Consider the following 14,682-nt stretch of genomic DNA (forward strand, 5'->3'; position numbering starts at 1 on the left):
CCCCTGACCCCTGACCCCTGACCCCTGACCCGTGAGCCCTGATTCCTCCTTGACATCGATTCGTCTACACCCTGCCGCCCACATTCGCTCGCTCTACGTGGAAGAGGATTGCATGGATCTGCCCTATACCCGGGAGATCATTGCCCGGGCCGGGCTGCCGGTGACCGTGGTCCAGGGGCCGGAATCGCTGCAGGCCGGCCTTGCTCCATATCCACAAGGGTTGAGCAGCGGCAAACGGCAACTGCTCCTCTGCCGCAACCGGGGCCGGTTCTTAAAGGATTGTCCCGGCACCAGGGAGTATCTCTGCTGCGGCTACCAGGTGCTGAACATCGGCATGAACTGTCCCATGGACTGTGCCTACTGCATTCTCCAGGCCTATCTCAACAACCCCTGGCTGTCCTTTTTCGTTAATGTCGATGACCTGCTTGCCGAACTGGATGCGGCCTTTGTCGCGGAGCCGGACCGTTTCCGGCGGATCGGCACCGGCGAGTTCACCGACAGCCTTGTCCTGGACCGCTTCACCGGCCTGAGCCGGATCCTGGTCAGCTATATGGCGGATAAAAAAAAGGCAATCCTGGAGCTAAAGACCAAGACCGTGGAGATCGACAACCTGGCCGGTCTCGACCATGGCGGCCGCACCGTGGTGGCCTGGTCCCTGAACAGCCCGCGGATCATGGCCGGCCACGAGTTGCGCTCCGCCACCCTTGAGCAGCGGCTGGCAGCGGCGGCCCGCTGCGCCGACTGGGGCTACCGGCTGGCCTTTCATTTTGACCCGGTTGTCTTTTATCCGGGCTGGCTGCCCGAGTACCGGGAGACCATTGACCGACTGTTCGAGACCGTGCCCGCCGGGAAGATCGCCTGGATCAGCATCGGCGGCCTGCGCTACATGCCCGGTTTGCGGCCCCTGGCCCGGACCCGGTTCCCCGGGGTTCGATTCTTTGACGAGGAGTTTGTCCCGGGCCTGGACGGCAAGCTCCGTTATTTCCGGACCCGGCGGGTGGAGATGTATCGCGGGCTGCTGGAGGCCCTGCGTCAACGGGCCGCTCCCGGGACCTGCATTTATCTCTGCATGGAGAGCAGCGAAATCTGGCAGCAGGTCTTTGGCTACTCTCCGGATGGGCGTGGCGGGCTGGGGGCCATGCTCGATCAAGCGGTGTCAACGGGCGGCTGATGCCATGGCCGGGTATTGATTTTTTTCTCTCCGGCCTTATTGTGTTACCATGCACCATTGCCGGACCGGCTGTCCCGGCCGGCCGTCTCCCGGCAGGAAGAATGATGGCATAAACCAGGCTGTTTGTGGTAGTTAAGAGATTCCTGGATCCGTTGACGGATTCAGGGAGATGATAAAAGCAAGGGGGCGCCGGTGGCCGCGATCACCGGAGCAGTTGATTAACGAACCAAGCTTTAAGGAGCAGGAATGATAAACAAGGCGATTCTGATCGGCAATCTGGGCGCGGATCCCGAGGTCCGCTATACCCAGAACGGTACTGCGGTGGCCAATTTCCGGGTGGCAACCACCGAGACCTGGAAAAAAGAGGGTGGTCAGCGGGAGGAGTCAACCGAATGGCATCGAGTGGTGGCCTTTGCCCGGCTCGGCGAGATCTGCGGCGAGTACCTTGCCAAGGGCAGCAAGGTCTACATCGAGGGCCGGATCCAGACCCGGAAATGGGAGGATCGGGACGGCAACACCCGCTACACCACCGAGATCGTTGCCCGGGAGATGAAGATGCTGTCGCCGCGGGGCGCTGGCAGCGGCGCCGGCAGCGGCGGGTCCAAGCAGGAGGAAGAACCGCCGTTGCAGGACTCCCCGGTCATGGGAGACGACGTGCCGTTTTAGCTGCCGGGCTGGACCCTCCGGCGCCCCCGGCCTTGGGCCGGTTGCATGGGGAATATCAGCTCAAGCCGCCACGGATTCAGGAATTTATTTATGCTGTCCTGCTTGCACGAATCCGTGGCCCTGGTAAACGCTTACCGGCCGGTGGGTTCCGTAAATTTGTAGCCCCTGGTGAACGGTTACATGGAAACAAGATAAACCCGACTGGATGCTCAAGCCAAATCTATGAATTATTACAAAGAACTGGGGGTCTCCAAGAGCAGTTCCCCGGATGAGATCAAAAAGGCCTATCGAAAACTGGCCATGAAGTACCATCCGGACCGGACCAAGGGAGATAAACAGGCTGAAGAAAAATTCAAACGGATCAGCGAGGCCTATGCCGTGCTTTCCGATCCGGAGAAGCGCAAGAAGTACGATGCTTACGGCGCTTCCGGTTTTCAGCAGCGCTATTCCCAGGAGGATATTTTCCGGGGCTCCAACCTGGATGATATCCTCCGGGAGTTCGGTTTTGGTGGTTTCAGCGGCATGGGCGGCAGCTTCCGCTCCACCCGTTCCACCGGGCCGGGCGGAGGTGCTTTTGAGACCTTTTTCCACCAGGCCGGCGGTCCCCGGGCCCGGCAGCAGGTCAAGGGCGCGGACCAGACCTTTGAACTGACCGTGACCCTGAACGAGGTTTTAACCGGCGCGGAGAAGACCATTTCGCTCAGGCGGGAAGGGCGGCTGGAGAATGTCAGCGTCAAGGTCCCGGCCGGGATAGGCGCGGGCAAGAAACTGCGGCTGTCCGGCAAGGGCGCCCCCTCGCCCATGGGCGGCCCGCCGGGCGATCTTTTCCTGGTAATCCGTATCCAGCCCCATCCTGTTTTCACCCGGCACGGCAAGGATCTTGTTGTCGAGCGGAAGATCCCGTACAGCGCCGCCTGTCTCGGCACCGAGGTGACTGTGCGCAACCTCCTGGGCAAGGAACTGCGGGTCAAGGTGCCGGCCGGTATTCAGCCGCAGGCCAAGCTGCGGCTCAAGGGCCATGGATTACCCTCCGGCCCCAAGGGATCGTCGCGTGGGGATATCCTTGTCCAGATAGGGATAGAAGTACCCAGGAAACTGACCGCCGAGCAAAAGCGGTTGATCGGCAAACTGGCTGAGACCGGTCTGTAGACCGTAGTTACACCGGGTTGCACTGGATAAAGGCGGTAGATATGAGAAAGATTGTTCCCTTGCTCTTTGTCGTTCTGATGGGGTGCATTGGTGTTTCTGGTCACGGTGGCAGCAATCGCCTGGTATGAAGTGGGCGCACAAGAAACCCTGTTCCGGCAGGCCGGAGTCGGGGCGTGGATTTACTGGTTGCTGTACGCGGCAAGCGCCCTGGCCCTGGTCTTCTGCCTTCTGCGGACCCGCAGCGCATTGGCCGGCCTCCAGGCCGGGCGAGGTCTGGCCGCGGGACTTGGTGACCCCCTGTGAATCAGGCGCTGGCAGACATCATTCTTGTCATCCATGCGTTGTTCATAGCTTTTGTGGTCATCGGGTTGGCATTGATAGTATCAGGCGGTCTGCGTCGCTGGCCATGGGTCAAGAACTTCTGGTTCAGGCTTGCCCATCTCCTGGCCATCGGCCTGGTTACCGCCGAGGTCTGGCTCGGCCGGGTCTGCCCGCTCACCATTTGGGAAAACAGGCTGCGGGATGGTGCGGAGGGAACCGCCTACCCGGCCGGTTTTATCCAATACTGGCTGAACAGATTGATTTACTGTGACCTGCCGCCATGGGTCTTTCAGCTCGCCTACACACTGTTCGCCATCCTGGTAGTGCTCGCATGGGTCCTGGTCCGGCCCCGGTCACCGTGGCGGAACCATCATCGAACAGAAAGGGAACATGCCGCTTCTTGAAATAAAAAATCTTTCATTTCAGGCCGGTGCCGCCGGGGCTAGAGGACATGTGGACTGCCTGGAAATTGTCTGCGATAATGCGACCGCAAGCGCGATTCCCATAGTCAGGGTAACCAATCCCCTGGCCAAGGTGACCCATGAGGCTGCCATCGGCAGCGTCGATAAGAGGCAGCTTGAAACCCTGATGGCGCACGGCCTGACCCCTGAAGAGGCGGTAGACGTAATTGTAAAAGGTATACTCCGGTAGATTGTCCGGCCGGGCACAGGTCCCGGCATCACCCCCCCCGACAAATCCCATCAGCCCCAAAGCTTGATGAACTCGTAACAACCCGAAAGGCTTCAAATGCCACCCAATAAAATCAACAAGTTACAAGACGAATCACGTCCGTCGAGCGGGTTGTTGCGAGACCGACAAAGCTTATGTCCGTCCGGAAATTTTTATCTTCCGGACGGCTCGACCAGATTGTTTCCAACATCCCTTCACGCCGATTGGATAGATATATCTGGTTATTTTTTTCGCGATCCTTGATCTTGAACGAAATTGCTCAGTTCTGGACGGACACCAGTTAGCCCGCATTTCTCGTAACAAACCCCTTGACACTTGAAAACCATTTTTTTATCTTTCGAGTGTTACTTTTTTTAATAACGTAGCACGATCACTTCCACCCGCATAGCGGACATCTGAAAAGGAGAATGGAAAAAATGAAACGCATAACCGGATATTTCCTGGCAACCTTCCTTGTTTTCTCGGGCAATTCCGCCTTTGGCGCGCACCCGCTGATCAGCGATGATGCCGGCACCCTGGGCAGGGGCAATTCCCAGATCGAAATCACCGGGGAATACGGCAGCGATGATGAGGCAGGCGTCAAGAGCGAGGCGACCGAACTGGCCGTGGCCCTGGGCCATGGGTTGACCGACAGCGTTGACCTCATCCTCGCCATTCCCTATCTGGCAACATGGACCGAGCAGGCCGGGGTCACCACCACCGCGGCCGGGGTCTCGGATCTCTCGGTTGAACTGAAATACCGTTTCTACGACCAGGACGCCCTGAGCCTGGCCCTGAAACCGGGGATCAGCGTGCCCACCGGTGATGAGCAACAGGGCCTGGGCAGCGGCCGGGCCACGGCCAGTCTTTTCTTTATCGCCTCCCACGAGGCGACTCCCTTAACCATGCATCTGAACCTCGGCTATATCCGCAATGAAAACCTGGCCGATGAGCAGAGGGATCTCTGGCATCTCTCCCTTGCCTCGGAACTGGAACTGGACGACCGCCTCAGGGGCGTGGCCAATATCGGCTGGGAGCGGAACCCGGATTCCACCTCAGACACCCCGGTCGCCTTTATCCTGGGCGGGTTTGTTTACTCAATCAACCAGACCGTTGACCTTGACCTGGGAATAAAATACGGCCTGTCCGGCCCGGAAACGGATTTCTCCCTGCTGGCCGGGCTGACCATCTGTTTCTGAACATGGCACCTGGGTGGATGATCGACATCCCGGAGTCTCCTTTCTGTCGCTTACCTTCACCTTTCCCTTGAATGACAAAAGGGACGACGCGGCGAACCTTGCGGAATGTGGATGGAAAAGGTATACCATTATAGAGTCGCGCGACCCGGCCGACAGAGACTTCAGCCTCTCCCGGTTCATCGAGGACGCGCAACAAAAGGTATGCCAACCCATGTGAGCCGCCCATGCCATCCTCTGCCTGCAGCACCAATCCACCATCCTGCCGATACCGGTTATGCCGGGATGATGCCGGTCTGCTTTCCATTGTCTTCCAGGGCCGCCTGGATGAGAGTTCCGCCTCGCGCCTGATCAAGGAGTTCAGCACCCTGCTCAAGGAACAAAAGCCGCGGATGGTGGCCCTTGACCTGTCTGGTGTCGAATATATCGATGACTTCGGGGTCGTGCTGCTGGCGGGCATCAAGAGCACGGTCAGCCGGCAGGGCGGCCGTTTCCGGCTGGGCAACATCCCGGCAGCGGTTGATCGAGTCCTGACAATGCATCATTTCAGCAGCCTCGGCCAACCGGCCGGGGCCGGGGTCCGCGACCAGTCCTCTGCCATCACCAGACTGGGTGGCGCCACTGTCAAGTCATTACAAACGGTTTCCTTTATGCTCGGTTTCCTGGGCGACACCTGCCTCTCTTTCTGCCGGGTCATGGCGCGTCCCCGGCTGCTCAGGGGAAACGACACCCTGACCAATATGCTCAAGATCGGGGTGGACGCCCTGCCGATCGTCGGGCTGATAAGCTTTCTGCTCGGTCTGATCATGGCCTTCATGTCATCGATGCAGCTTGCCCAGTTCGGCGCCAATATCTACGTGGCCTCCCTGGTCAGCCTGTCCATGACCCGGGAGCTGGGACCGATCATGACCGCGATCATCGTTGCCGGTCGCTCCGGCTCGGCCTTTGCCGCTGAGATCGGCACCATGAAGATCTCCGAGGAGATCGACGCCCTGTTCACCATGGGAATCGATCCGCACATCTTCCTGGTGCTGCCCCGCATGCTCGCCGCCCTGCTGGTGGTGCCCCTGCTGACCCTGTTTTCCGATCTGTTCGCCATCCTCGGCGGGATGCTGGTCGGGGTCTCCATGCTCGATCTCACGGTCAACGGCTACATCAATCAGACCATCCATAGCCTGGATCTCTTTGACGTCTACTGGGGCGTCGGCAAGGCGGCGCTGTTCGCGCTGCTCATCTCCTGGACCGGGTGTCTGCGCGGCTTCCAGGTCCAGGGCGGCGCCGCCGGGGTCGGCCAGGCCACCACCTCGGCGGTGGTTACCAGCATTTTTCTGATAATTCTGAGTGACTCCCTTCTGGTTGTTATGCTGCATTATCTGGAGAGATAACCCGGAGCAACGGACAAAACGCAGTGGTTGACAGAGAGAAAAAAGCAGCAAAAAAGGTGATAATCCGGGTCCGTGACCTCAGGGCCGGCTATGGCGAGGAAATTATCCTCGACAACATCAACTTTGACGTCTATCAGGGCGAGATTTTTGTTATCCTGGGGGGAAGCGGCTGCGGCAAGTCCACCTTGCTCAAGCACCTGATCGGTCTCTATTCGCCCATGGCCGGGACCATTACCATCAACGATGCGCTCCTTGACCGTGACGATGAGGCAGGGTTGCAGAAGATCCTGCGCCAGTGCGGGATTCTGTTCCAGAGCGGCGCCCTGTTCGGTTCGATGACGCTTGCCGAAAACGTGGCCCTGCCCCTGCGGGAGTATACCGACCTGCCGCCGCTGCATATCGATATCCTGGTCAGGATGAAGCTGGCCCTGGTTAATCTGAGCGGGTATGAGGATTACCTGCCCTCGGAGATCAGCGGCGGCATGAAGAAGCGGGCCGGCCTGGCCCGGGCCATGGCCCTCAACCCAAGGATACTGTTTTTCGACGAGCCCTCCGCCGGCCTGGACCCGATCACCTCGGCCGAACTGGACCAGATGATCATTCATCTCAACCGGATCCTCGGCACCACCATGATCATCGTCACCCACGAACTGGCCAGCATCTTTGCGGTTGCCGACCGGATCGTCATGCTGGATAAGCGGACCAGGGGAATCATTGCCGAGGGCCGGCCCGCCTATCTGCGGGACCATAGCCAAAACGAGTATGTCCGCCAGTTTTTCAACCGTCAACCCTCAGCCCGGACCGAGGTTGCGGCGCCGTTGTAGCGCGCCGGCAACAGCAGAGAGCAACTGGATATGATAAACCGGAGAAGAAATTTCCTGGTGGGATTGTTCGTGGCCAGCGGCCTGACCATTGCGGTGGCGGCGATCATCTGGCTGGGCATGAGCCGTTTTTTTGAAAAGGGCAGCTTTTATGCGGTCTACTTTGACGAATCGGTGCAGGGCTTGTCCGTTGATTCGCCGGTCAAGTACCGAGGCGTGGCCATCGGCAGGGTCGAGCGGATCGTGGTGGCGCCGGACTCGCGGCTCATCGAGGTGATCCTCAAGATCGAATCCGACCTTGAGCCGGAAGAGGACATGGTGGCCCAACTGAAGGTGGTGGGCATTACCGGCAGCATGTTCATCGAACTGGACCGGCATGTTGCCGGAGAACCGATTCGCACCCCGAAGCTGCGCTTTCCCACCGAATATCCGGTGCTGGCCTCCCGGCCCTCGGATATCAGCCAGCTGTTTCGCGGCATCGACGATATTGTCCAGAAACTGAATACCTTTGATATCGCCGGAATCTCCGCGCGCTTGAAAATCACCCTGGATCATATTGACCAGGCAGTGGTTGCAACCGATGTCAAGGCCATCGGCGATAAGGCCCGGCATGCCTTGACCGCCCTGGACCAGGCCATTGTCGATCTTGACCTCAAGGGAATCTCAAAGGGGCTCAAGCAGTCGCTGGCCAGCCTGAACAGGGACCTTGACCCGGCCCGCTGGGACGAGATCATGGGCGGTCTGCAGGGAACCATCGTTGCGCTGGACAAGGCGGTTGGTAATCTAAACCAGCTGCTGGCAAACGCCTCCGGGGTGGTGGATAAAACCGGCAGCTCCATCTCAATGGTGAACAACAACCTCTACAGGGTCGGCCGGGACCTGGAAACGGCCGGCGGGCAGCTGAAGCAGCTGCTCGAACAGCTCAACGATCAGCCGTCGCGGTTGTTGTTCAGCCAGCCGCCGCCCCGGCGGAAGACAGAGGACAGATGACAGAGACAGATGACAGATGACAGATGACAGAGGACAGAGGACAGATGACAGAGGACAGAGGACAGAGGACGGAAAAGACAGTGGACAGTGGACAGTGGACAGTGGGCAGTGGACAGTAAAAAATATGGAGCGATGATCGTGGCCCGGAATATAATATTCCCTGACCCCTGACCCCTGACCCCTGACCCCTGACCCCTGACCCCTGACCCCTGAACAACATGGAACAAAGACCATGATTCGCAAAAGATGTTTCTTCCTGACCGTCCTGGCCGTGGCCCTGATCTCGGCCGGCTGCGCAACGCTTAAACGGCCGGCGCTGGAAATCGAATACTATACCCTGGAGTACGACAGCCCGGCGGTTGATCTCCCGGGCGCGACCGGGCCCCTGGCGGCCCTGCTGCGGGTAGAGCGTTTTTCCGCGGCCCCGCCCTATGAGACCAACCGTATAGTCTTTCGGGAGCGACAATTCGACCTGGACACCTATTTCTATCACCGGTGGCGGGCAGTCCCGGCTGATCTGGTCTCCTATTTTCTGACCCGCGATTTGCAGCAAAGCGGCCTGTTCAAGGCAGTATCCCCGTCAGTCACCACCATGCCCCATACCCACGTGGTGGCGGCCACGGTGGATGAATTTCTTGAGTGGGACACCGATCGCGGCCGGCAGGCGGTTATTACCCTGCATCTTTCCCTGATCGTTGCCCGGGAACCGGATATCAGCAAGCGGGTCCTGTTCCAGGAGCGGTTTACCGCCCGCTATCCCTGCGGCGATAAACAGCCCCGGGAGGTGGCCCGGGCCATGAGTCTGGCCATGGCCGATATCTCCCGCCAGGTGGCAATCCGCATCCATCAGGCCCTGTCAACCCCTGCAAGGTAAGTACGATGCCCGATATCGGCAACCTGCCTGAACTGGACAAGTATCTGGTCTTTTTTGAGGCCGGCGAGACGGTGTTTCTTGAGGGCGATACATCCCAGGACATGTATTTCCTGGTCCAGGGCTCGTTTGAGATCTTTAAGGATGACCAGAAGATCTCGGTTGTCTCCGAATCCGGTTCATTGGTTGGGGAGATGTCCTTTCTGCTGGGCGAGAAGAGAACCGCCACCGTCAAGGCCGGTGAACCGGTCAAGGCCATCCGGATTCCGGTCGACACGATAGCGGATTTCATGGTCGATTTCCCGGCCCTGGCCCCGCAGATCAGCAAGACCCTGGCCCGGCGCCTGCAGGAGACCACCCGGGTGGCCCATGGTCTCAAGGAGTTCTGCGACCATTTGCCCGACGCGTTGATCATGACCGACAAGGACCGGAAGATCCTGGCCTGGAACCGGGCCGCGGAAAGGCTGCACGGCCGAACCTGGGATCAGATGGAGGGGCACTCCCTGGCCGAGGTGTACCATGATCCCGAGGAGTACCGGCAGTTCGTTGACGACATCCATGCCGGCCGATCCCTGACTGAAAAGATCCTGACCATTAAACATCCAAACGAAGAGGCCCGCTCGATCTCTACCAGTACCACCGTACTCTACGACGGCCATCATAATGTCAACGGTTTCATCTTCCTGGCCCGGGACGTTACCAGGACCAAGATGCTGGAACAGCGGTACCGCCGGATAAGGAGCTGGCTCGTCCCGCTGGCGGCCCTGGCCGTCCTGCTGGTTGTCGTCATCTCTTTCAGTATTGCCTCGTTTTCCAGGGGGGTGCGCATCCTGGATCAGCGCAAGGCAAGTTTCCGGGACCGGATTATCAAGGACAGCCGGGCCCTGGCCCCGGTCATTGCCGGACTCCGGGTCCGGGGAAACAGCCGGGCCATCGACATCGTGCTCAGGGATTATTTTGCTACCCGCAACCCGGATTTTTTCGGGATTACCGGGCTGACCGTGCTGGACATGGACAAAAAGGTTATCAATTCCTTTGTCCCGCCGGGCCAGGGCTGGCAGGTGGAGACCGGCCACAGTTACAGCGGAATCTCCTTCAAGGGGTACGGCCACTCACCCTATAAGCTGCTTTCCCTGTTCCATGCCGCTGCGGATCATCCCATGGGCCGCAAAGGGGTGGAGATCGCCTATGCCATGGAGTGGCGGGCGGGCGGGGAGGGCGAGACCGGCTGGCTGCTCTTTCAGCTGGACATGGAACGGTTGAATAATGATTTCGGGGTGGATGAGAAGATCCTGTCGAAAATCAAGTTCGACTCGGCCGGCCGGGGAGGGTAGGTTCAGTACTTCTTGTCAGCATAGGCCAGCCAGCCGCCGGCCAGGATCAACTCCCGGTCAAAGGGATTAAGGGTGAAGCTACAACCCACCTCATCGGCCGTACCCCTGGCCGTGAGCCGGCCGGCCTCGATGTCCACGCTGATCTCCACCCCGTCACCCAGGCCCATGATCCGGTCGATATCGGTCTTGGGCAGCTCCACGGCCAGCATCCCGCAGTTAAACATGTTCTGCCTGAAGATCCGGGCAAAGCCCTCGCCGATCACCACGTTGATCCCATTGACCTCAAAGACCCATACCGCGTGCTCCCGCGAGGAGCCGCAGCCGAAATTGGCCCGGGTGACGATCACCCGGGCATCCTGCAGCGCCCGGGACCGGGGATCAAAGCCGTCCAGCTTCAGGTCCTCGAGGATGTAGGGGGCCAGGGCCTTCTTGCTGCTCTCGGTCAGGTACTTGGCCGGGATGATCTCATCGGTGTTGATATCGTTTCTGTCCAGGAAAAGGGCCGGACCGCCGAACTGTTTCATCATCTTCTCCATCTATTGTTTCTTTTATTTACAAAAAATCCCGGGGATCGGTAATGGCGCCGGTAACCGCGGTTGCGGCCGCGGCGGCCGGGCTCATCAGGTGGACCATCCCGCCCTTGCCCATCCGGCCGTTGAAGTTGCGGTTGGTGGTGGAGGCGCAGGATTCGCCCTCGGCCAGCACCCCGTTGCTCATCCCCAGGCAGGCGCCGCAGGTGGGGTTGGTAACGCAGAAACCGGCCTGCATGAAGATGGTGATGATCCCCTCCTCCATGGCCTGGGCATAGACCGCCGGGGTGGCCGGCGACAGGATGCCGCGGACCTCGGCGGCCAGGGTGCGGCCCTTGAGGATCCGGGCCGCCTGGCGCAGATCCTCGATCCGGCCGTTGGTGCAGGAACCCATGTAGACCTGGTCCACCCTTGTGCCGGCCATCTCGCTGATGTCCTTGACCTCGTCCGGCTTGAAGCCGAAGGTGACCTGGGGCGTCAGGCCGGAGATCTCGAAGGTCATGGTCTCGGCATACACCGCATCCGGGTCGGAATGATATTTTTTAAAATCCGCGACCGCCGCCGCGACGGTCGGGTAGTCGTCCTGGATGTGGGGCCAGAGATAGTCGGCAGTGACCCGGTCGGGCAGACAGACCCCGCAGGTGGCGCCGGCCTCGATGGCCATGTTGCAGAGGGTCATCCGCGACTCCATCGACATTTTTTCAACTACCGGACCGGTGAACTCCATCACCTTGTTGGTGGCGCCGTTCACGGTCAGCTTCTTGATGATGTGCAGGATAACGTCCTTGGCATATACCCCGTCCGCCAGGCAGCCGGTGATCTCGATTTTCATGGTCTCCGGCTCCTTGAAGGAACAGACCCCCTTGAGGATCCCCACCTCCAGGTCGGTGGTGCCGATGCCGGCGGCAAAGGCGCCAAAGGCACCATGGGTACAGGTGTGGGAATCGCCCATGATCACCGTGTTGCCCGGCCGGATGAAGCCCTTTTCCGGAAACAGGGCGTGGCAGACGCCGTTGGCGCCGATATCGAAAAAATCGCGGATATGGTGGCGCCGGGCCCAGTCCCGGAGGATCTTGGCCTGGGTGGCGGTCTTGGAATCCTTGGACGGGGTGACGTGATCGATCACCGCCTTGATCCCGGCGGGATCGAAGACCCGGTCCATGCCCCGTTCCATCAGATCGGTGATGGCAATGGGGGTGGTGATTTCGTGACACATCACCACGTCGATGTCCAGAACCACGTTACCCGGGCAGGGGGTATCCCTGAGATGGGCGGCAAAGATTTTTTCGGTAATGGTCTTTCCCATGTTTTCAACCTCTTCTCAATACAATTTGAACATCCCCGGATTATTCTCCAGGGCCGGTTTTTGAAAAAACTCGATCCGCTCCGGTCACGCCGGGCGATGCAACAACAATCGAAACCACTTTTATTACCCAGCTTGGTGCGCCGCGTCAAACGAAAAGTATTGATCTGTGCGGAGCAAGGCGGGGATATTGATGCATCCACATTGCGTCAACGCGGTGGTTATGCTACAGAACAGGGACCACCGGCGCATTTTCCGGCCGGAACGTACGCCGGCCGGGGCTCTTTTTTTCTGGAGATGGGGGAGGCGGCCGGCAAACATTTTTTATAAAGAGTGAGGTCACATGCGGATTTTTCGTTTTTTTCTGATATTGCTGGCAGCCATGATCCTGGATCCGGCCCTGCTCTTTGCCGCCCACGGGGTGAGCATTAACGGCCAACTCAGGTATCCGGCTGATTTTTCCCGCTTTGACTATGTTTCCGACCAGGCGGTCAAGGGCGGCCGGTTGCTGCTCAACGATCTCGGCAGTTTTGACAAGCTGAACCCCTACACCCTGAAGGGCAGCGCCCCCACCGGGATCGATTTTTTTGTATTCGAGCCCCTGGCCGTGTCCAGCCTGGATGAGCCCTTTGCCAAGTACGGATTGATCGCCAGTGATATCGAGCCGGCCGCGGACCGTCTGTCCGTAACCTTTACCATTGATGAAAGGGCTCGCTTCTCGGACAACAGCCCGGTGACTCCCGGGGATGTCAAGTTCTCCCTGGAGACCATGAAGAGTTCGGCGGCCCACCCCTTTTACCAGGCCTATTTCCAGGATATCACCCGGGCCGAGGTCCTGGACTCCCGGCGGGTCCGTTTTTATTTTGCCAGGCCCAACCGGGAACTTTCTCTTATTGCCTGCGAGGTGCCGGTGTTTTCAGAGAAGTTTTACCGGGAACATCCCTTTGACAGCCCGGGAATGGAAATACCCCTGGGCAGCGGTCCCTATGTGCTGGACGAGGTAAGGCCCGGCAAGACGGTTACCTATCGCCGCAACCCGGACTACTGGGCGGTCGATCATCCGGTCCGGCGGGGGATGTTCAATTTCAACACCATTACCTACAAGTTTTTCAAGGACCAGATCGTGTCGGTGGAGGCCTTTAAGGCCCATGAGTTTGATTTCATGTCGATCAATATCGCCAAGCAGTGGGCCCGGGACCTCACCGGTCCCAAGTTCGAGAGCAGGGCGATCATCAAGGAGACCCTGCCGCACCACAACAACGCCGGGATGCAGGGGTTTGTCTTCAACCTGCGGCGGCCCCTGTTTGTCGACCGCCGGGTGCGCAAGGCCCTGGTCCTGGCCTTTGATTTCGAGTGGGCCAACAGCAAGCTCTTTTTCAACCAGTACACCCGGTCCTCCAGCTATTTCAGCAATTCCTACCTTGCGGCCAAAGGGCTGCCCCAGGGGCTGGAACTCTCATACCTGGAGCCGTTTCGCGACCAGCTGCCCCCCGAGGTGTTCACCACCCCGCCCACACCCTTTTCCACCAATCCGCCGGCAAGCCTGCGCCATAATCTCCGGGCCGCTAAAAAGCTGCTGGCCGCGGCCGGCTGGCAGGTGAAAGACGGGTCTCTGCGGGACCGGGCCGGCCGGCCGTTTGTTTTTGAGATTCTGCTGGTCTCCCCCTCCTTTGAACGGGTAATGGCTGGCTATGCCAAGAACCTGGCCAAGCTGGGGATCAAGATCAGCTACCGTTCCATCGACCCGGCCCTGTATATCGACCGGGTCCAGCGGTTCGATTATGACATGGTGGTCAACGTCTTCGGTCAGTCCCAGTCACCGGGCAACGAGCAGCGCGACTACTGGCACTCTTCAACGGCCGATGTTCCGGGCTCGCGCAACCTCATCGGGCTCAAGGACCCGGTGGTGGATGCGCTGGTGGAGAAGATCATCTACGCCACCGGCCAGGAGGAACTGGACGCGGCCTGCCGGGCCCTGGACCGGGTCCTCTGGTACGGCTATTATGTGGTCCCCAACTGGTATCTGGCCGTGCACCGGGTGGCCTATTGGAACATCTTTGACCGGCCCGGGACCCTTCCCCTCTACTATTCACCGATCCAGGCCCTGATGACCTGGTGGATGAAATAACCGGTTTTTTTGATTTGGTCCGGGTAAACATTCAGTAAACCCCCTCCTATCGGGAAAGGGGTTTTCTTCTACCAACGGCCGCTCCATTGAGAAGGGCCGGCTGTTCATAAACAGGCTATCAAGCAGGAACTCGCTTCGCCGCGGCGGC

Annotated in this window: 17 protein-coding genes; 14 read left to right on the top strand and 3 right to left on the bottom strand. The window is 59.4% G+C overall.

What is annotated here, in order from left to right; all coding sequences use genetic code 11:
* Positions 1-49 precede the first annotated feature (49 nt).
* The 12 genes from L3J03_10600 to L3J03_10655 all read left to right on the top strand — a co-directional run bounded on the left by L3J03_10600 (position 50) and on the right by L3J03_10655 (position 10,573).
* Positions 50-1,171: a DNA photolyase gene (locus L3J03_10600; GenBank protein MCF6291429.1), complete on the top strand. Its 1,122-nt coding sequence runs from the start codon at positions 50-52 to the stop codon at positions 1,169-1,171.
* Positions 1,172-1,417: 246 nt separating this feature from the next.
* A complete protein-coding gene (locus L3J03_10605) occupies positions 1,418-1,837 on the top strand; it encodes a single-stranded DNA-binding protein (protein ID MCF6291430.1) in 420 nt (139 codons plus the stop codon).
* 222 nt (positions 1,838-2,059) lie between these two features.
* Complete coding sequence (locus L3J03_10610) at positions 2,060-2,986, top strand: DnaJ domain-containing protein (GenBank protein ID MCF6291431.1); 927 nt, start codon at positions 2,060-2,062, stop codon at positions 2,984-2,986.
* Positions 2,987-3,073: 87 nt separating this feature from the next.
* Positions 3,074-3,289 (top strand): hypothetical protein, encoded by a 216-nt coding sequence (locus tag L3J03_10615; GenBank protein MCF6291432.1) that lies wholly within the window; start codon positions 3,074-3,076, stop codon positions 3,287-3,289.
* On the top strand, positions 3,286-3,711 hold the full coding sequence (locus L3J03_10620) for a DUF2784 domain-containing protein (protein MCF6291433.1): 426 nt from the start codon (positions 3,286-3,288) through the stop codon (positions 3,709-3,711). The genes L3J03_10615 and L3J03_10620 overlap by 4 nt, the downstream gene beginning before the upstream one ends.
* Positions 3,698-3,958, top strand: coding sequence for a SufD family Fe-S cluster assembly protein (locus L3J03_10625; protein ID MCF6291434.1), 261 nt, complete (start codon positions 3,698-3,700; stop codon positions 3,956-3,958). The genes L3J03_10620 and L3J03_10625 overlap by 14 nt, the downstream gene beginning before the upstream one ends.
* Before the next feature lie 455 nt (positions 3,959-4,413).
* Complete coding sequence (locus L3J03_10630; GenBank protein MCF6291435.1) at positions 4,414-5,175, top strand: transporter; 762 nt, start codon at positions 4,414-4,416, stop codon at positions 5,173-5,175.
* Between the two features lie 224 nt (positions 5,176-5,399).
* A complete protein-coding gene (locus tag L3J03_10635; protein MCF6291436.1) occupies positions 5,400-6,557 on the top strand; it encodes an MlaE family lipid ABC transporter permease subunit in 1,158 nt (385 codons plus the stop codon).
* A gap of 23 nt (positions 6,558-6,580) precedes the next feature.
* Complete coding sequence (locus tag L3J03_10640) at positions 6,581-7,381, top strand: ATP-binding cassette domain-containing protein (GenBank protein MCF6291437.1); 801 nt, start codon at positions 6,581-6,583, stop codon at positions 7,379-7,381.
* Positions 7,382-7,411: 30 nt separating this feature from the next.
* On the top strand, positions 7,412-8,368 hold the full coding sequence (locus L3J03_10645) for an MlaD family protein (protein MCF6291438.1): 957 nt from the start codon (positions 7,412-7,414) through the stop codon (positions 8,366-8,368).
* Positions 8,369-8,600: 232 nt separating this feature from the next.
* Positions 8,601-9,242 (top strand): ABC-type transport auxiliary lipoprotein family protein, encoded by a 642-nt coding sequence (locus tag L3J03_10650; protein MCF6291439.1) that lies wholly within the window; start codon positions 8,601-8,603, stop codon positions 9,240-9,242.
* A gap of 5 nt (positions 9,243-9,247) precedes the next feature.
* Entirely contained in the window at positions 9,248-10,573 is a 1,326-nt protein-coding gene (locus tag L3J03_10655) for a cyclic nucleotide-binding domain-containing protein (GenBank protein MCF6291440.1), read from the top strand.
* Between the two features lie 2 nt (positions 10,574-10,575).
* Here L3J03_10655 and L3J03_10660 read toward each other — a convergent pair whose 3' ends face one another.
* Together L3J03_10660 and L3J03_10665 are read right to left on the bottom strand one after the other, a co-directional pair.
* On the bottom strand, positions 10,576-11,097 hold the full coding sequence (locus tag L3J03_10660) for a 3-isopropylmalate dehydratase small subunit (GenBank protein ID MCF6291441.1): 522 nt from the start codon (positions 11,095-11,097) through the stop codon (positions 10,576-10,578).
* Between the two features lie 28 nt (positions 11,098-11,125).
* A complete protein-coding gene (locus tag L3J03_10665) occupies positions 11,126-12,409 on the bottom strand; it encodes a 3-isopropylmalate dehydratase large subunit (GenBank protein ID MCF6291442.1) in 1,284 nt (427 codons plus the stop codon).
* Here L3J03_10665 and L3J03_10670 point away from each other — a divergent pair.
* Together L3J03_10670 and L3J03_10675 are read left to right on the top strand one after the other, a co-directional pair.
* Positions 12,371-12,736 carry a hypothetical protein gene (locus L3J03_10670; GenBank protein MCF6291443.1) on the top strand — a complete coding sequence of 122 codons (366 nt, stop codon included), beginning with the start codon at positions 12,371-12,373 and terminating at the stop codon, positions 12,734-12,736. The genes L3J03_10665 and L3J03_10670 overlap by 39 nt on opposite strands.
* 13 nt (positions 12,737-12,749) lie before the next feature.
* On the top strand, positions 12,750-14,534 hold the full coding sequence (locus L3J03_10675; protein MCF6291444.1) for an extracellular solute-binding protein: 1,785 nt from the start codon (positions 12,750-12,752) through the stop codon (positions 14,532-14,534).
* Here the strand turns inward: L3J03_10675 and L3J03_10680 are convergent.
* Positions 14,496-14,682, bottom strand: a 187-nt coding sequence (locus tag L3J03_10680) for a hypothetical protein (GenBank protein ID MCF6291445.1), incomplete at its 5' end; no start/stop codon positions are given. The two genes, L3J03_10675 and L3J03_10680, sit on opposite strands and share 39 nt — an antisense overlap.

This window comes from Desulfobacterales bacterium (assembly GCA_021647905.1).
GTDB lineage: Bacteria > Desulfobacterota > Desulfobulbia > Desulfobulbales > BM004 > JAKITW01.

Coding starts and splice junctions, on each gene's coding strand:
- L3J03_10605 (MCF6291430.1), top strand. CDS start 1,418: ATGATAAACAAGGCGATTCTGATCGGCAATCTGGGCGCGGATCCCGAG.
- L3J03_10610 (MCF6291431.1), top strand. CDS start 2,060: ATGAATTATTACAAAGAACTGGGGGTCTCCAAGAGCAGTTCCCCGGAT.
- L3J03_10625 (MCF6291434.1), top strand. CDS start 3,698: ATGCCGCTTCTTGAAATAAAAAATCTTTCATTTCAGGCCGGTGCCGCC.
- L3J03_10630 (MCF6291435.1), top strand. CDS start 4,414: ATGAAACGCATAACCGGATATTTCCTGGCAACCTTCCTTGTTTTCTCG.
- L3J03_10635 (MCF6291436.1), top strand. CDS start 5,400: ATGCCATCCTCTGCCTGCAGCACCAATCCACCATCCTGCCGATACCGG.
- L3J03_10645 (MCF6291438.1), top strand. CDS start 7,412: ATGATAAACCGGAGAAGAAATTTCCTGGTGGGATTGTTCGTGGCCAGC.
- L3J03_10650 (MCF6291439.1), top strand. CDS start 8,601: ATGATTCGCAAAAGATGTTTCTTCCTGACCGTCCTGGCCGTGGCCCTG.
- L3J03_10655 (MCF6291440.1), top strand. CDS start 9,248: ATGCCCGATATCGGCAACCTGCCTGAACTGGACAAGTATCTGGTCTTT.
- L3J03_10660 (MCF6291441.1), bottom strand. CDS start 11,097: ATGAAACAGTTCGGCGGTCCGGCCCTTTTCCTGGACAGAAACGATATC.
- L3J03_10670 (MCF6291443.1), top strand. CDS start 12,371: ATGGGCGGCAAAGATTTTTTCGGTAATGGTCTTTCCCATGTTTTCAAC.
- L3J03_10665 (MCF6291442.1), bottom strand. CDS start 12,409: ATGGGAAAGACCATTACCGAAAAAATCTTTGCCGCCCATCTCAGGGAT.
- L3J03_10675 (MCF6291444.1), top strand. CDS start 12,750: ATGCGGATTTTTCGTTTTTTTCTGATATTGCTGGCAGCCATGATCCTG.